Consider the following 13,752-nt stretch of genomic DNA (forward strand, 5'->3'; position numbering starts at 1 on the left):
CTTGGATCTTCCCGATCGCTGGTCATCCGTGTGGGTGTCGGACATCCGTCGGGTGGCAGTGCTGCAGCGCGCCGGTGGTTCGTGTGTCGGCGTCGATAAGGTCCGCACTGTGGTGGACACCACTCCGCCCCTCGCACCGATTGCCAGCAGCCGACATCTGCTCGCCCATTCGAGGCGACGATCGAAGCCGCTGCCACGATTGCCCGCGCCCCGCGCGTGTTATCGCACGTCCTAGAGCAGCACGCCGCTGGCACAACCTCCCACTGCGATTCCGAACTCCCCTGTCACCGTGAGCCGAGCAGGACAGCAGAGACGGAACGACCGGAATGGCATCGAACGATCGGGAGGATACTCTGCGAGCCGTGCGCCCTATCATTCTGTCCTAGAACAGGGTTGGTATGAGATATTCCGAGCTTACAATTTCTGACACTGGAACTTGGACCGAGCTCTGCGACAGTTTCGTGCCCATGATCCAGCATTATCCCGACTCCGACCGCTGGTCAGCGCGCATGACCGTGCAGGAGACGAGGGCATACCAGCTGTTGCGGTGGGATCAGCTGGGTGACCGCTTCGGGGAGCGGACGCCGTCACTAGTGCGGAAATTCCCCGGTGACGACTTCTATTGGACAGTCTTCCCGGAACAGCAGATGGTGGCCGTTCAGAAGGAAGAAGAGCTCAATGAGGTCGGATCCTCGCGCGCGATCTTGCTCGATCTGAGCCAGACACTTCAAATCTATGTACCGACGTCGAAGGCATTTGCACTCAAAGTGCCTCGGGAAGAGATCGATCACCGCATTCGGGGAGCCGGTCACCGGCACACTGTTCTCGACATGAGTTGCGGGCTCGGGCGCATCGTGCAGGGCATGATTCACAGTCTTCATGCCGAGCAGTCGGCTCTCAGCGATCGGGAGTTCAATGCGGTGAGCGATCGGGTCAGTGAACTGCTGTGCCTGATGGTTATGGGTGACATGTCTCCGCAGCGGGCTCATCTGGCCGAGACGGCGGAGGCCATACGACGTTATGTTCGTGAGAACATCGGCACCGGAGACCTTCGACTGCCTGCGGTTTCGCAAGCGCTCGGCTGGTCCACTCGGCAGCTGCGGCTCGTCTTGCAGCAGGTCGGCACCACGTACCGGGACCTACGTCAAGAGGAATCGTTGCGCGCCGCGCACGACATGCTCGAGCGGCGTGGATCGAACGAGCTGTCGATCGAGCAGGTGGCGACGCGGTGTGGTTTCACGCCGACGTGGTTCTCGACGGCATTCAAGGCGCGTTATGGCGAAACACCGCGGGATTTCCGGAAACGGCGACTGGACGAGCTGGCTATGAGTGATCAGCCACCGCCACCCTCTAACCCTCACACCTCTCAATGAAAGGACAACGAGGTCCACCAACGGCTTTCCGGTCCGCTCTCCGAGCGTCAACTCGCCGTGCTGCGCCGATGGTGGCAAGGCGGCTACGCCACAGACCACACCGACGAGCCAGAGACCTGAAGTCTCAGGCGGCCGGCCCACAACCCCGCCGCACTTCTAGAGACGTCACATTTCCTCTGACCAAGCATGGCGAAACAAGTCCGAACCCGTGGGACCGTTCAGTCCCGCCGACTTCAGTCCACCGGCGAGCCTGGAACAATCCGGTTCGCCCACTCGCGGCAATCAGTGCTCACCGCACCGAATCAATCATGGTCCTCACCCCGCCGCCGCGTGGTACAGCTCCCGATGCTCCGCCCACGGACGCGACCGCTCCTCCGCACTCATCGCCAACAACTCCCGCAACTTCCCCCACGCCACCTCATCGGTCGGCGTATACACCTGCATCCACGCATTCGGCACCGACGGCAACGACATACTCGTCAAAAACATCTCCAACTCCCCCACCGCCAAATTCCGCACCGACTTCGTCCGACTCACCGGCACCGCCACATCATTCAACGCCCACAACGACGCGAAACTCTCACTCTCCCCACACAACTCCGAAATGAACCCCTCCCACCCCGGATCACCAAGATTCTTCGCATACGCCCCACGCAGATACCCCACCATCCGCCGCAGATCATCCCAATTATGGCGATACGCGTTACAGCACTCCGGCGTCAAGAACACCCGACGCGCCACATTCCGCTCCCCCGCCAGAAACCCCGGGCACAACGCCTCATACGAAGAGTTGTGCGCCAACACGTCATACCTGGCACTCAACACCACCCCCGGCAACGGCTCCAGATGATCCAAAATCACCTGCAACTCCTCCGGCAACGCCGACCCGGATTCCACCGAAGGCACCGTCGGCACATCCGCCAACCGATACAAATGCGCCTTCTCCGCCGCATCCAACGACAACGTCCGCGCCACCGCATTCAACACCTGAACACTCACGTTGATGCTGCGCCCCTGTTCCAGCCATGTGTACCAGGTGATTCCGATCCCGGCCAGCTGGGCGACCTCTTCGCGACGCAGCCCTGGAGTACGTCTGCGGGGCCCGGGCGGCAATCCGACATCCGCCGGCGAGATTCGGGCGCGCCGGGATTTCAGGAAGGCTCCGAGTTCGGCACGCCGCGCCTTGCGCACCGCCTGCACGTCGACGACTTCGGTCATTTCAGAGATCATCCCCTACCGCGACACAAGTATCCAGGTGCTGCCAGTACCAGTTTCGGCGTGGTGCGGCGCGGGATGTTCAGTTCGTCGCGGCTGGGTACGACTGTGGAATGGTGCGATGGCGTGAGGCACTCGAAGGCGTCACCGCGTTCCTGGCCACCGCGGTGGCCGGGCTGTTGCTGGTCGTGCCGCTCAGCTTCGGCAGGACCTGCCATTGCACGCCGTATCAGGTGAATCGACTGGTCTCGAGTGTGCCGCGGGAGGCGGCGATCGGTGTGCTGGTCGCGGCGGTGACCGCGGTGGTCGCGGTCAGTCTGGCCCGGGCGCGTACCGCGTGGTGGATCGCGCTGGCGGCGACATCGCTGCTGTTCGTCACACACACCGTCGAAGCGCACAGCGCCTCGCCCGACATCCTGACGACCACCGCCTATCTCGACGCGATCGGCAGCGGCGTCCTGCTCGGCGCGACGGGCGTGGCGGTACTCGGCCACCGCGTGCCCGCGACCGGTTTCGTGCTGGGCGCGGTCGGCTGTTTCGTGGTCATCACGCTCTCGCAGGCGTCGGGGCTGCTGGGCAACCCGCATCGGGCGACGGCCGAGCCACACGTGTGGTCGGTGTTGGAAACACAGCCTTTGTGGTTGTTGGCGGCGGTGGCCGGGCTCATCCTGGCATGCCAGGTGGTCACCCGGCACCGGTTCACGCCGGAACCGGTCTATCCGGAGTTGCCGCTCAGCCCGGTCATCGCCGCGATCGTGCTCGTCATGACCGAATTGGCCGTCGCGGAGTGGCGCTTCCGTCACGGCGACGGCAGCGTCGAGCTCATCGCGACGGCACTGTGCACGCTGCTGGCCACGACCGTCGCCGCCTGGCTGCTACCGCGCCGGGACGGGATCGCGATCTACCTCGCGGTCGGGCTCAGCGCCACCGGCAGCGCTGTGGGCAACGGCCCGCGACCGGTATGGAGCGTGCCGCTACTACTGGGCCTGATCCTGCTGGGATATCTCGTCGGAACCCGAATCCGAGCGGCGGATCCGCTGGTAGGCGCTGGTTTGCTGGCGACGGTCGCGCTGTTCGCCGCCGTCGCTCCGCCAGGTGGCATGCGCAATATCGTCACGGCCGCGCTCGCCGTCATCGCGGGCTATTGCGCGGCCTGCTTCCAGCCGCGAACGGCGGGCAGCATTCTCGCGATCGCTCTCCTCTGGCGCCCCTCGACTGTGGCGCCCATTCGTACCGAGTCGTTCGACTGGACGATGGTCTCGCCGCGCCATGTGCAGGATTGGGGCCCGATCACCGTTGTTTCGGGCTCCGAATGGGCGGCGTTCGCCATCACGGTCGGCTGCGGGGTCGGACTCGGCCTCCGCGCTCTTCCCAGGAGGAGAAGAGCACCCGCGCAACGCCGTGCTACGGCCGACATGGCGGCGGCGCGACAGACGATCTCCAGCGCGGCGTCGACGGTTCGGCATGGGCGCATGGAACCTGGTTAGGCGACTCGCGCATCGCTGACGTGACCTCTGGCGTGCGGCAGAGGTCGACCGAGCGGCATCTGCGGTACCGGCGGCGCGGGTGGAGTGAATCGCAGAATCTCCGAGAAACCCTGAAATCCACCGGGAATGGGCACTTCCACCGGGATATCGGGCGTACCGAGGGACGACGGCTGCGCGGCGGCGGGAGCGGCCGCGAACACCGCTGCCGCGGCGACGACCCCCGCGGCGATCGTCCAGGCGTGCCATGCACCACGTTGCGAGCGTTGATCAGGTCGAACATCGGCGTCGAACGCCATAGTGCGGTCCTCCGATCTGCGTCGGCAGGCCCGGTACGACCCATCCGGTGACACGGGACGTCGCCGAGCCTCGAATTCGTTCGAAACACCGCGGTGCTTGCGTTCCACTGGATCCGGAGAGTCATGCTCCCGCACGCACTCGACGAGCCCGCGCGGGACACACGACGGGGGCATAACGAAAAAACAACGAAGGTCAAGCTTTCGCTTGCGCCGACGAGCGAGCCGGATTCGCTTGCCCGGCTGCCTTCGGATCGAGTTCGCCCTGTTTCGCGCGCACCCCGGCATCGACCCGGTCGCCGAGATTCTTGTCGACATTGCGCCAGTACTCGAAGGCCCGCTCCAGCACCGGCGCGCTGACGCCGTTCAGCAGGTGGCCCACGATGTTGTCGACCAGCCGCTGGCGTGCCGCGTCGTCGAGCACGTCACGGACCATCGTGCCCGCTTGGCCCCAATCGTCGTCGTCCCGGTGCAAGGTGTAGGCCGAGCGCACGAGCTCACCGTCGGCGTGCCATGTCGCGGGCGGACCCGCGACGGCGGGATCCGCGTGCGGGCCACCTTTCGAGTTCGGGACATAGACCGGATCGCCCGGGTTGTGGTGGCGCAGCGCGCCGTCCTTGCTGTACGAGCGGACGGTGGTGGCGTGCGGCGTATTGACCGGGAGTTCTTTGTAATTGGCCCCGATGCGGTATCGGTGCGCGTCGGGATAGGAGAACCAGCGGGCCATCAACATCTTGTCCGGGCTCGGCCCGGTGCCGGGCACCGAGTTGCTGGGCTCGAATGCCGCCTGTTCGATCTCGGTGTGGTAATCCGCCGGGTTACGGTCGAGCGTCATCCTGCCGACGTCGATCAGCGGATAGTCGCCGTGCGGCCAGACCTTGGTCAGGTCGAAGGGATTGAACCGATAGGACTTCGCCTCGTCGAACGGCATGATCTGCATCTTCAACGTCCCACTGGGGAAATTGCCGCCTTCGATCGATTCCCACAGATCGCGGGTGTGATAGTCGGTGTCCATCGCCGCCATCTGGTCGCCTTCGTCCTGGGTGAAGAACTCGATGCCTTGATCGGTCTTGAAGTGGTACTTGACCCAGAACCGTTCCCCGGAGGCGTTCACCCACATGTAGGTGTGGCTCGAGTACCCGTTCATGTGCCGCCACGTGCGCGGGATGCCCCGGTCCCCCATCAACCAGGTCACCTGGTGCGCGGATTCCGGCGACAACGTCCAGAAGTCCCATTGCATGTCGTGATCGCGCAGATTGTTGTCGGCACGGCGCTTCTGCGAACGGATGAAGTCCTGGAATTTCATCGGATCACGGACGAAGAAGATCGGCGTGTTGTTCGCGACCATGTCGAAGTTGCCCTGCTCGGTATAGAACTTCAGCGCGAAACCGCGCGGATCACGCCAGGTGTCAGGGCTTCCGCGCTCGCCGGCGACAGTGGAGAACCGGGCCAACATCTCCGTTTTCTTCCCCGGCTGGAACACCTCGGCCATGGTGTAGGCACTCACGTCGTGGGTGACCTCGAAGACGCCGAACGCGCCGCCGCCCTTCGCGTGTGGCTGGCGCTCGGGCACCCGTTCCCGGTTGAACGCCGCCATCTTTTCGATCAGATACCAGTCCTGCAGCAGAATCGGCCCGTCCGGCCCGACGGTCAGTGAGTGCTCGTCGCTGGGGACCGGGATCCCGGCGTCGTCGGTGGTGTAGTTCGGAACAGACATCTCTCTCCTCTCCTACGAGCCGCGGGCGAAAGGCCTGCGACGAGACCGCAGGACGAACGGCGTCGCCGACCCGACTGCCACGTGGCCTGCCGGTAGGCTCCCGCGCTCGACGGGCGGCACCCGATGCGGCGTCGGTCGACCGAAGGTCGATACCCGTCCCGTCGGTCCTCTCCATCGACTTCCCAGGGTCGCATTGCTCAAACTGCCGTTGACCAGGCCCTCCACGACGATGTGCGACCGGATCGGCACCACCGGCGATGCCGGATCCGGGCGCGGACGATCAGCAACGGAGGCTCTTGGGTGCGGCGTCCGATGCCCAGCCGGGCCGCGTCGGCGCGAAACGGCGTGCGAAGCGGGCTGACCGGAATTCCGCCGTCGCTTGGGTAGATTCCCCCGCGATGTCCAGACTCCCCACCACATCAGGTGCGAACGACGTGACCGACGCCGCGGTGCCCGCCTCGATGGTCGGGCGCCGGTATCGCAGCGGCGATCGCTACGAGGTCGGCCGCGAAAAGGTCCGCGAGTACGCCCGCGCGGTGCGCAACCATCACCCGGCGCATTGGTCGGAGGCGGATGCGGCCGACTTCGGCTACGGCAGGCTGGTCGCGCCGCCGACCTTCGGCGCGGTGCCCGGGTATCTCGCCTACGCCGAGGTGTTCGACACGCTCCTGCCCGGCTACGACTTGAGCCGGACCATCCAGACCGATCAGATGATCGAATTCCACCGCCCGCTGCTGGCCGGCGACCGCATCGGTTTCGAGATGTGCCTGGACTCGTTCCGGCACGCGTTCGGCGGCGACCTCATCGTCCTGCGCCAGACCATCGTGGACCAGGACGATCGGCCGGTCCTCACCTCCCGGACCAGCTTGGTCGGGCGGGCCGACGAGGCCCTGCCGACCTGGTTCGACGCGGTGGTCATGCAGGGAGTACGCCCGGACGCGCGGCAACAGCGCCGCGTCCCGCCCCCGCGCTACGTCGGGGACGACAGCGAGCCCGCGCACCGCATCCCGCCCCCACCTGCGAGTCCGCGGGTACGGCGGTTCGACACCGTGCGCCCCGGAACGGAGCTTCCCGGACGCACCCTCACGGTGCGCCGAGGCGACCTGGTCAATTACGCCGGGGTGGCGGGAGACCCGAACCCCATCCATTGGAGCACCGACGCAGCCGCGAGGATGGGACTGGAAAGCGTTGTCGCGCAGGGCTTGTATACCATCGGGCTCAGTGTGGACTTGCTCACCTCGTGGCTGGGCGACCCCGGCGCCCTGCGCTCCTACAACGTGCGCCTGACCAATCCCGTGCACGTCGGCGCGACCGGCGGCCGGATCGAATTCTCGGGCCGGGTGAAACACCTGGACCCGGACAAACGCACCGCCACCATCGCGGTCACCGCCGAGCACGATGGACACAAGATCTTCGGTCGCGCGACGGCCGAGGTCGTCCTCGCGTGATCACACCCCCGTGGAAGCCGGCGGCATCGATGTGTTTGGGCCGGAGCAACGCGGGCACGTTGGAGGCGGAGTTCGCACCCGCCGAGATCGGCGGACGCGAACTCGGCACTCGATCGAGCGGGCAACCGGCCCGCTCGCACCCGAAAGGACCGGTATCTGTCGTGGTTGTGCTTCTTGCTGTGATCGGCTCGGCTTCCCTTGCCGTCATCGCGGTCCATGCCACGGTCGTCGCCCGCAGCTTGGCCGAACTCCGCTCTCCGCGCCGCGATGGCGCGCTCCGAGCCGGCGAGCGGAACACCGCGCGGCTGACGGGCACCACGGTCTGACCTTCCGGCGCCCCTTCCGCGCTCACCTCCGCGTCCGCCCAGGTGAACACCGTCATGTCTCGGTCAGGTGGAGAATCGGATACGATCTTGGCTGCCTCTCGGTCCAGCAAGCGGCCGCTGAGACAGTCGGCGTGCGCTGGGGCCGCCCTTTGGTGATCGGAGGCCGGGTTGTCGGTGTTCGCCGACGACGGCGGTAGTGCTGTCACTCGTTCCGCCACATTTGCACCGGTGACCGGTGGTGCCCATGCGGCGTGACGGGGCCGAGGACGATCCCGAGGTGCTCGTCGGCGCGGATTGGCCGTGGCAGCAACCTTCGGTGCTCCTGATCGAGGACGATCCAGGGGACGCGCTGCTGGTGGAGGAACTGGTCCTGGACGGCGCTCCGGGCCTGCGGCTGGACTGGGTCCGGTCGCTGGCCGAAGCCGCCGAGCACCTCGCCTCCGCCGAGCCCGACTGCGTGCTGCTGGACCTGCATCTGCCCGATGCCAACGGGCTCGAGGCGGTGGAGCGCATCCGCAGCCACACCGACCAGGTCGCGATCGTGGTGCTGACCGGACTCGACCAGGAGCAGACCGGGTTGGCCGCGGTCGCGGCGGGAGCCCAGGACTACCTGGTCAAAGGCCGGGTCGAGCCCGAACTCTTCGGGCGTGCCGTGCGCTACGCCATCCAGCGCAAGCAAGCCGAGCGCACCAGCGCGGCCCTGCAGGCGAGCAATATGCGCGCGCAGGAGAACGCCCGGCTGGAACGCGGACTGCTGCCCACCCCGCTGCTGCGGGGACAGCGGGTCGTCGATGTCGTGGCGCGTTACCGTCCCGGCCGGGCTCATTCACTGCTCGGCGGCGACTTCTACGATGTCGTGCAGGACGCGGACGGCACGGTGCACGCCGTCATCGGTGACGTCTCCGGCCACGGCCCGGACGAAGCGGCGACCGGCGTGGCGCTGCGCCTCGCCTGGCGCACCTTGGTGCTGAGTGGGGTGACCGGCGCACGGCAACTGCGGTTGCTCGAGCAAGTGCTGCTGGCCGAACGCACCGGCAAACAGACCTTCGCGACCGTCACGAGCCTGATGCTGCATCCGGGCGACCGCCGCGCACAGGTGCTGCGGGCCGGGCACCCGGGGATGCTGCTGCGCTCGTCCTCCGGATTGACCTGGGTGGAGGTGCCCGGCGGGCCTGCCCTCGGCTTCCTGCCCGGTCGCGCCGAGTGGCCGGTCCACGATCTGGACCTGCCGCTGGGCTCAGGGCTGATGGTGTTCACCGACGGCCTGTTCGAGGGACGGGTCGGGACCGACCGGGAACGGCTCGGCGAACAAGGGCTGATGGAGGTCGCGCGCGCCGTGCGAGCCGGGGATCCCGATTGGTTCGTCGACGAGCTGATCGGCCGTGTGGAGGCACTGGCGGGTGCGTCCGGCGGTTTGGACGACGATGTCGCCATTCTGTATCTGCGATGGAACAGCGACAGACAAGGACAGGACCAGAACTGATGACGACGACGACCGGACGACCGCCGCTCAGCGCGCGGTTGACCGCCCAGGCGTGGTTCCAGCTGGTGCTGGCCGCGATGGTGCTGGTGGTGATCATCGGCACGGTGGCGGGCGCGCAGGTGATCGCGCAGACCAATCGCGTGACCGATCGGCTGCTCGACAAGTCGCTGCCCGCGGCGGCCGAGGCCTACCGGTTGCAGAGTGCCCTGGTCGACCAGGAGACCGGCTTGCGCGGCTACGGGATCACCGCCGACCCGCAGTTCCTGCAGCCCTACCGGAACGGCACCCGCGACGAAGCACAGTCGGTTGCCCGCCTGCGGGAGCTGCTCGCCGACCGGCAGCCGCTGCTCGACGAACTGGACGTCGTGGAGCAGGCCGCGCAGCGGTGGCGCACCGAGTACGCGGAGCCGCTGGTCGCGGGGTTGGACTCCGGGTCGGCCCGCGGTATCGAGCCCACCACCGGCCGCGGTAAACCGCTGTTCGACGACTTGCGGAGGCGATTCGATGCTCAGAACAGCAGTCTCGCCGCGGCCATCGCGCGCGACGAGGACGAGCTCACGCACACCCGCACGGTCCGTGACGCCGTGCTGGCCGGGATGGTGGTGGCGTTCCTGCTGACCGGCGTGCTGCTGACCGTGCTGGTCCGGCGCTTGATCGCCCGCCCCCTCGGGTCCCTGACGGACGCGTCGCTGCGGGTGGCGGGCGGCGACTTCGAGCATCACATCGACGTCCACGGCCCCGCCGACCTGGCGTCCGTCGCGAACGCGGTGGAGAGCATGCGCCGCCGCATCGTGGCCGAGCTGGACTCCTCGCGGGCCAAGGAAGCCGCGCTCGCCGAGCAGAAAACCGATCTGGACCTGCAGGCCGTCGAATTGCGCCGGTCCAACGCGGAACTGGAGCAGTTCGCCTACGTCGCCTCGCACGACCTACAGGAGCCGCTGCGCAAGGTGGCGTCGTTCTGCCAGCTGCTGGAGAAGCGCTACGGCGACAAACTCGACGAGCGCGGCAAACAGTACATCGACTTCGCCGTCGACGGCGCCAAGCGGATGCAGGTGCTCATCAACGACCTGCTCACCTTCTCCCGCGTCGGCCGCATCACCGACCGCACCGAACCCACCGGCCTCGGCCAGTCCCTGGACAAGGCCCTGACCAATCTGTCCGCGGCGATCGATGACACCGCCACCAGCATCCGGCGGCCGGACGAGCTGCCCGAGATCGTCGGCGATCCGACACTGCTGACCATGCTGTGGCAGAACTTGATCGCCAACGCCATCAAGTTCCGCGAGCCCGACCGCGCACCGGAGATCGAGATCACCTGCGAACCGGACGAGCACGGCAACGGCTGGCTGCTGTCGGTCTCGGACAACGGCATCGGGATCGCACCCGAATTCGCCGAGAAGGTGTTCGTCATCTTCCAGCGGCTGCACAGTCGGGAGGAGTACACCGGAACCGGTATCGGGCTGGCCGTCTGCAAGAAAATCGTGGAGTATCACGGCGGCCGGATCTGGATCGACACCGATTACACCCGGGGGGCGCGCTTCTGTTTCACCTTGCGCACCGCCGATTCCGACAGCTCCACCCGTACCCCCGAACTCCCCGTCCCCGAAGGAGCCACCGCATGACCTCCGGCCAGCCCATCGACATCCTGCTCGTCGAGGACGATCCCGGCGACGAGCTGATGACCCGCGAAGCCTTCGAGGACAACAAGATCGGCAATACCTTGCACGTCGCCAGGGACGGCGAGGAGGCGCTCGAATTCCTCTATCGTCAAGGGCGGTACCCGGATGCGCCGCGGCCGGATCTTATCCTGCTCGACCTGAACCTGCCCAAATACGACGGCAGGCAGGTGCTGGAGAAGATCAAAGCCGATCCCGATCTGTCGCACATCCCGGTGGTCGTGCTCACGACATCGGCGGCCGAAGAGGACATCCTGCGCAGCTACCGGCTGCACGCGAACGCGTACGTCACCAAGCCGGTCGACCTCGACCAGTTCGTCGCCGCCATCAAGCAGATCGATGACTTCTTCGTCCAGGTCGTCCGGCTGCCGCGCCAGACTCTCTGATGGCGCTCGCCGCGGTGCCCCGGCCGCTTCCGGGGTCTGTGGCACAGCGATTTACGGTTGCACCGGCGCCAGGAAAGCCGTGGGTTCTCACGGACGGGACCGCGGCGATGAATGGGGAATGATCAACTGGGTATAGCTTCGGGCAATATGGCACACGCACGGCGAACACGACAGCCGAGCCCGATGGCGGTCCACCTGCTCGGCGTGGCGTGGGTACAGCGCACCGATCCCCGACAGGGAGGTAACGAGGTGACGGCGCATCGACGCCACTGGCAGGGCACGACGAGAACACCGGGCCGCGACAGACGCAATCCGTCCCCGGCGGCTGGCGCGCGCTCGTGAACGCGGGCGAGCGGGCCCCGCTACCCAACGCCGTGGCGCCGCTGGAGGTGGACTTTCCCGCCGAGGCGGTGCAATTGGCCACCGTGCGGCACGCCCTGCAGGAATGGCTCGCCCAGTGCGGCATGGCCGCGGCCCCGGCCTACGACGTACTGCTCGCCGTGAGTGAAGCGTGCACCAACGCCGTCGAGCACGGTCATCAGGGCGACGGCGGCGTGGTCCGCTTGCGCGCGTCGATCGACGGCGACGAACTGCGGGTCACCATTTCCGACAGCGGCCGGTGGAAACAGCCCGATCCGCAGGCCGATTCGCTGCGCGGGCGGGGCATGCCGCTGATCCGCGCACTCATTCCAGAAGTCACCGTGACCACCGGCGATTCCGGCACGGTGGTCGAGCTGCGCACCCCCTTCTCGGGATAGTCCCTGACCCTAGGCCGGGCCCGACGGATCGTTGCGCGCGTCGCGTAGGCGGGTGTTGTCGGCTTGCAGCCGGTCGTTGTCCGCGTACAACCGGTCGTTGTCCGCGTGCAGGTCGGCGTTCGCGTCCTCCAAGTCGAGGATGCGGCGGACGCCGGCCAGGTTCACGCCCGTGGCGACCAAGTCGGTGATCCGCCGCAGCCGCGCCAGATCGTTGCCGCTGTAGCGGCGGGTGCCCCCGTCGCTGCGCGCGGGAGTCAGCAATCCGTGACGCTCGTAGAGCCGAAGCGTTTGCACGCCGATTCCGGCCAGCCCGGCGGCGACGGAAATGCCGTACACCGCTTGGCCGGGATCCGGCAGATGCCCCGAGTCGCTCCTGTCCTGCGCCATCCATCCTCACTTCACTTCGGCCGACAGATTTCCTAGTTTAGCGCCTTGCACTCAACTTCCTGAAGTGGTACAAAAAATCTATGCCAGACAACAGAGGTTATCTGGCTCCTACTACGGAGAATGGAGTGATCTGGAGGTGGCGACCATGCTGATGCGCACCGATCCGTTCCGCGATCTGGACCGTCTGACGCAGCAGGTGTTCGGCACGAAGGCGCATCCCGCGGTGATGCCGATGGATGCCTGGCGCGCGGGCGAGGAATTCGTCGTGGAGTTCGACCTGCCCGGCATCGATCCCGAATCCTTGGACCTGGATATCGAGCGCAATGTGCTGACGGTACGCGCGCGCCGTCCCGAACTCGATTCCGGCCGGGAGATGATCGCCGCGGAACGAGCCCGCGGCGTGTTCAGCCGTCAGCTGTTCCTGGGCGAGAACCTCGATACCGACAAGATTCGCGCCGACTACACCGACGGCGTTCTCCGACTCACGATTCCGGTGGCGGAGAAGGCCAAGCCGCGCAAGATCGAGATCGGTCGCGGTAACGGGCACAAGGTGATCGACGCCTGAGCAGCCGTCGACCGCGAGAGTCGACCGCAATCGGAAGCGAGGTGATGTCGAAGCCAGTGATATCGAAACCGAACTGCGACGAGTGTCATCCCACCATTCCGTGCGGGCCCGGAGTTCCGGGCCCGCACGCTGCGGGAGCGAAAAAGGTTATCGCATAGAGGTTTTCTTGCGAACGGACCACCTGATGGAGCATCCGATCATGGCATCCACCGAAGCACGCGACCCCATGCTCGCAACGACCGAGACCGGAACCGGGGCTTCCGCCGAAGCCGCGATCATCTGGCCCGACCCGAGCCCGCTGGACAGCTGGTGGCGGCGGATCATGCACTCGGACCCGGCCGCGTGATCCGGCCTCTATCCTTGACTTTCGTGACCGACCAGCCCCACCGCCACCGTGCCCCGGCGGAATACTGGCGCCGCGGCACGGTGGTCTGGTTCAACATCGAGAAAGGCTTCGGGTTCCTGCAACCCGAAGACGATCCCACGCAGGTCTTCGTCGAATACACCAGCATCGAGACCACCGGATACAAATCGCTGCACGCCGGTCAGCCCGTGGTGTTCACCGCCACCATGCGCAAACGCGGCCCGGAAGCCACGGCGGTGCGCCCAGTGCCGCCCTATGCCTGACCACGGCCACC

Annotated in this window: 14 protein-coding genes; 11 read left to right on the forward strand and 3 right to left on the reverse strand. The window is 66.5% G+C overall.

The genetic code is table 11. The features are described 5' to 3' along the window. Nucleotides 1–467: 467 nt before the first annotated feature. Complete coding sequence (locus ON21_RS36065) at nucleotides 468–1,373, forward strand: AraC family transcriptional regulator (protein ID WP_051021344.1); 906 nt, start codon at nucleotides 468–470, stop codon at nucleotides 1,371–1,373. A 315-nt stretch (nucleotides 1,374–1,688) separates the two neighbouring features. On the opposite strand, the gene ON21_RS25720 is transcribed toward ON21_RS36065, so the two are convergent. Beyond that, entirely contained in the window at nucleotides 1,689–2,591 is a 903-nt protein-coding gene (locus ON21_RS25720; RefSeq protein ID WP_039801841.1) for a helix-turn-helix transcriptional regulator, read from the reverse strand. 110 nt (nucleotides 2,592–2,701) lie between these two features. Here ON21_RS25720 and ON21_RS25725 point away from each other — a divergent pair, with 110 nt between their 5' ends. Continuing rightward, nucleotides 2,702–4,075 (forward strand): hypothetical protein, encoded by a 1,374-nt coding sequence (locus ON21_RS25725; protein ID WP_039801787.1) that lies wholly within the window; start codon nucleotides 2,702–2,704, stop codon nucleotides 4,073–4,075. A 489-nt stretch (nucleotides 4,076–4,564) separates the two neighbouring features. Here ON21_RS25725 and ON21_RS25735 read toward each other — a convergent pair whose 3' ends face one another. Continuing rightward, nucleotides 4,565–6,085 (reverse strand): catalase, encoded by a 1,521-nt coding sequence (locus ON21_RS25735; RefSeq protein ID WP_039801790.1) that lies wholly within the window; start codon nucleotides 6,083–6,085, stop codon nucleotides 4,565–4,567. Between the two features lie 398 nt (nucleotides 6,086–6,483). On the opposite strand from ON21_RS25735, the gene ON21_RS25740 reads away from it, so the two are divergent. From ON21_RS25740 to ON21_RS25765, 6 genes are all read left to right on the forward strand, one after another. Further along, complete coding sequence (locus ON21_RS25740; RefSeq protein WP_063821134.1) at nucleotides 6,484–7,533, forward strand: fused (3R)-hydroxyacyl-ACP dehydratase subunits HadA/HadB; 1,050 nt, start codon at nucleotides 6,484–6,486, stop codon at nucleotides 7,531–7,533. Between the two features lie 161 nt (nucleotides 7,534–7,694). After that, the gene (locus ON21_RS38710) at nucleotides 7,695–7,859 is read left to right on the forward strand and encodes a hypothetical protein (protein ID WP_157170971.1); all 165 of its coding nucleotides are present in this window, start codon (nucleotides 7,695–7,697) and stop codon (nucleotides 7,857–7,859) included. Between the two features lie 244 nt (nucleotides 7,860–8,103). Then, complete coding sequence (locus ON21_RS25750) at nucleotides 8,104–9,342, forward strand: PP2C family protein-serine/threonine phosphatase (protein ID WP_051021345.1); 1,239 nt, start codon at nucleotides 8,104–8,106, stop codon at nucleotides 9,340–9,342. Next, nucleotides 9,342–10,964, forward strand: coding sequence for a sensor histidine kinase (locus ON21_RS25755; protein WP_051021346.1), 1,623 nt, complete (start codon nucleotides 9,342–9,344; stop codon nucleotides 10,962–10,964). The genes ON21_RS25750 and ON21_RS25755 overlap by 1 nt, the downstream gene beginning before the upstream one ends. Then, nucleotides 10,961–11,404: a response regulator gene (locus ON21_RS25760; RefSeq protein ID WP_039801796.1), complete on the forward strand. Its 444-nt coding sequence runs from the start codon at nucleotides 10,961–10,963 to the stop codon at nucleotides 11,402–11,404. Before ON21_RS25755 ends, ON21_RS25760 begins: the two co-directional genes overlap by 4 nt. Before the next feature lie 338 nt (nucleotides 11,405–11,742). Further along, nucleotides 11,743–12,162: an ATP-binding protein gene (locus ON21_RS25765; RefSeq protein ID WP_039801798.1), complete on the forward strand. Its 420-nt coding sequence runs from the start codon at nucleotides 11,743–11,745 to the stop codon at nucleotides 12,160–12,162. A 9-nt stretch (nucleotides 12,163–12,171) separates the two neighbouring features. Here ON21_RS25765 and ON21_RS25770 read toward each other — a convergent pair whose 3' ends face one another. Further along, complete coding sequence (locus ON21_RS25770; RefSeq protein ID WP_051021347.1) at nucleotides 12,172–12,549, reverse strand: MerR family transcriptional regulator; 378 nt, start codon at nucleotides 12,547–12,549, stop codon at nucleotides 12,172–12,174. A 145-nt stretch (nucleotides 12,550–12,694) separates the two neighbouring features. Between ON21_RS25770 and ON21_RS25775 the strand changes: the two genes are divergently transcribed. The 3 genes from ON21_RS25775 to ON21_RS25780 all read left to right on the forward strand — a co-directional run bounded on the left by ON21_RS25775 (nucleotide 12,695) and on the right by ON21_RS25780 (nucleotide 13,741). Further along, a complete protein-coding gene (locus tag ON21_RS25775) occupies nucleotides 12,695–13,114 on the forward strand; it encodes an Hsp20/alpha crystallin family protein (RefSeq protein WP_039801847.1) in 420 nt (139 codons plus the stop codon). 199 nt (nucleotides 13,115–13,313) lie between these two features. Further along, nucleotides 13,314–13,460, forward strand: a complete 147-nt coding sequence (locus ON21_RS38715) for a hypothetical protein (protein ID WP_157170972.1) — start codon at nucleotides 13,314–13,316, stop codon at nucleotides 13,458–13,460. 23 nt (nucleotides 13,461–13,483) lie between these two features. Continuing rightward, nucleotides 13,484–13,741 carry a cold-shock protein gene (locus ON21_RS25780; RefSeq protein WP_051021353.1) on the forward strand — a complete coding sequence of 86 codons (258 nt, stop codon included), beginning with the start codon at nucleotides 13,484–13,486 and terminating at the stop codon, nucleotides 13,739–13,741. The last annotated feature ends 11 nt before the right edge of the window (nucleotides 13,742–13,752 follow it).

Source organism: Nocardia araoensis NBRC 100135 (assembly GCF_000308435.1).
Classification (GTDB): Bacteria; Actinomycetota; Actinomycetes; order Mycobacteriales; family Mycobacteriaceae; genus Nocardia; species Nocardia araoensis.

Bases quoted from the DNA above. Each gene is read 5' to 3' on its own strand.
- ON21_RS36065 (WP_051021344.1), top strand. From the start codon at position 468: ATGATCCAGCATTATCCCGACTCCGACCGCTGGTCAGCGCGCATGACC.
- ON21_RS25720 (WP_039801841.1), bottom strand. From the start codon at position 2,591: ATGACCGAAGTCGTCGACGTGCAGGCGGTGCGCAAGGCGCGGCGTGCC.
- ON21_RS25725 (WP_039801787.1), top strand. From the start codon at position 2,702: ATGGTGCGATGGCGTGAGGCACTCGAAGGCGTCACCGCGTTCCTGGCC.
- ON21_RS25735 (WP_039801790.1), bottom strand. From the start codon at position 6,085: ATGTCTGTTCCGAACTACACCACCGACGACGCCGGGATCCCGGTCCCC.
- ON21_RS25740 (WP_063821134.1), top strand. From the start codon at position 6,484: ATGTCCAGACTCCCCACCACATCAGGTGCGAACGACGTGACCGACGCC.
- ON21_RS25750 (WP_051021345.1), top strand. From the start codon at position 8,104: ATGCGGCGTGACGGGGCCGAGGACGATCCCGAGGTGCTCGTCGGCGCG.
- ON21_RS25755 (WP_051021346.1), top strand. From the start codon at position 9,342: ATGACGACGACGACCGGACGACCGCCGCTCAGCGCGCGGTTGACCGCC.
- ON21_RS25760 (WP_039801796.1), top strand. From the start codon at position 10,961: ATGACCTCCGGCCAGCCCATCGACATCCTGCTCGTCGAGGACGATCCC.
- ON21_RS25770 (WP_051021347.1), bottom strand. From the start codon at position 12,549: ATGGCGCAGGACAGGAGCGACTCGGGGCATCTGCCGGATCCCGGCCAA.
- ON21_RS25775 (WP_039801847.1), top strand. From the start codon at position 12,695: ATGCTGATGCGCACCGATCCGTTCCGCGATCTGGACCGTCTGACGCAG.
- ON21_RS38715 (WP_157170972.1), top strand. From the start codon at position 13,314: ATGGCATCCACCGAAGCACGCGACCCCATGCTCGCAACGACCGAGACC.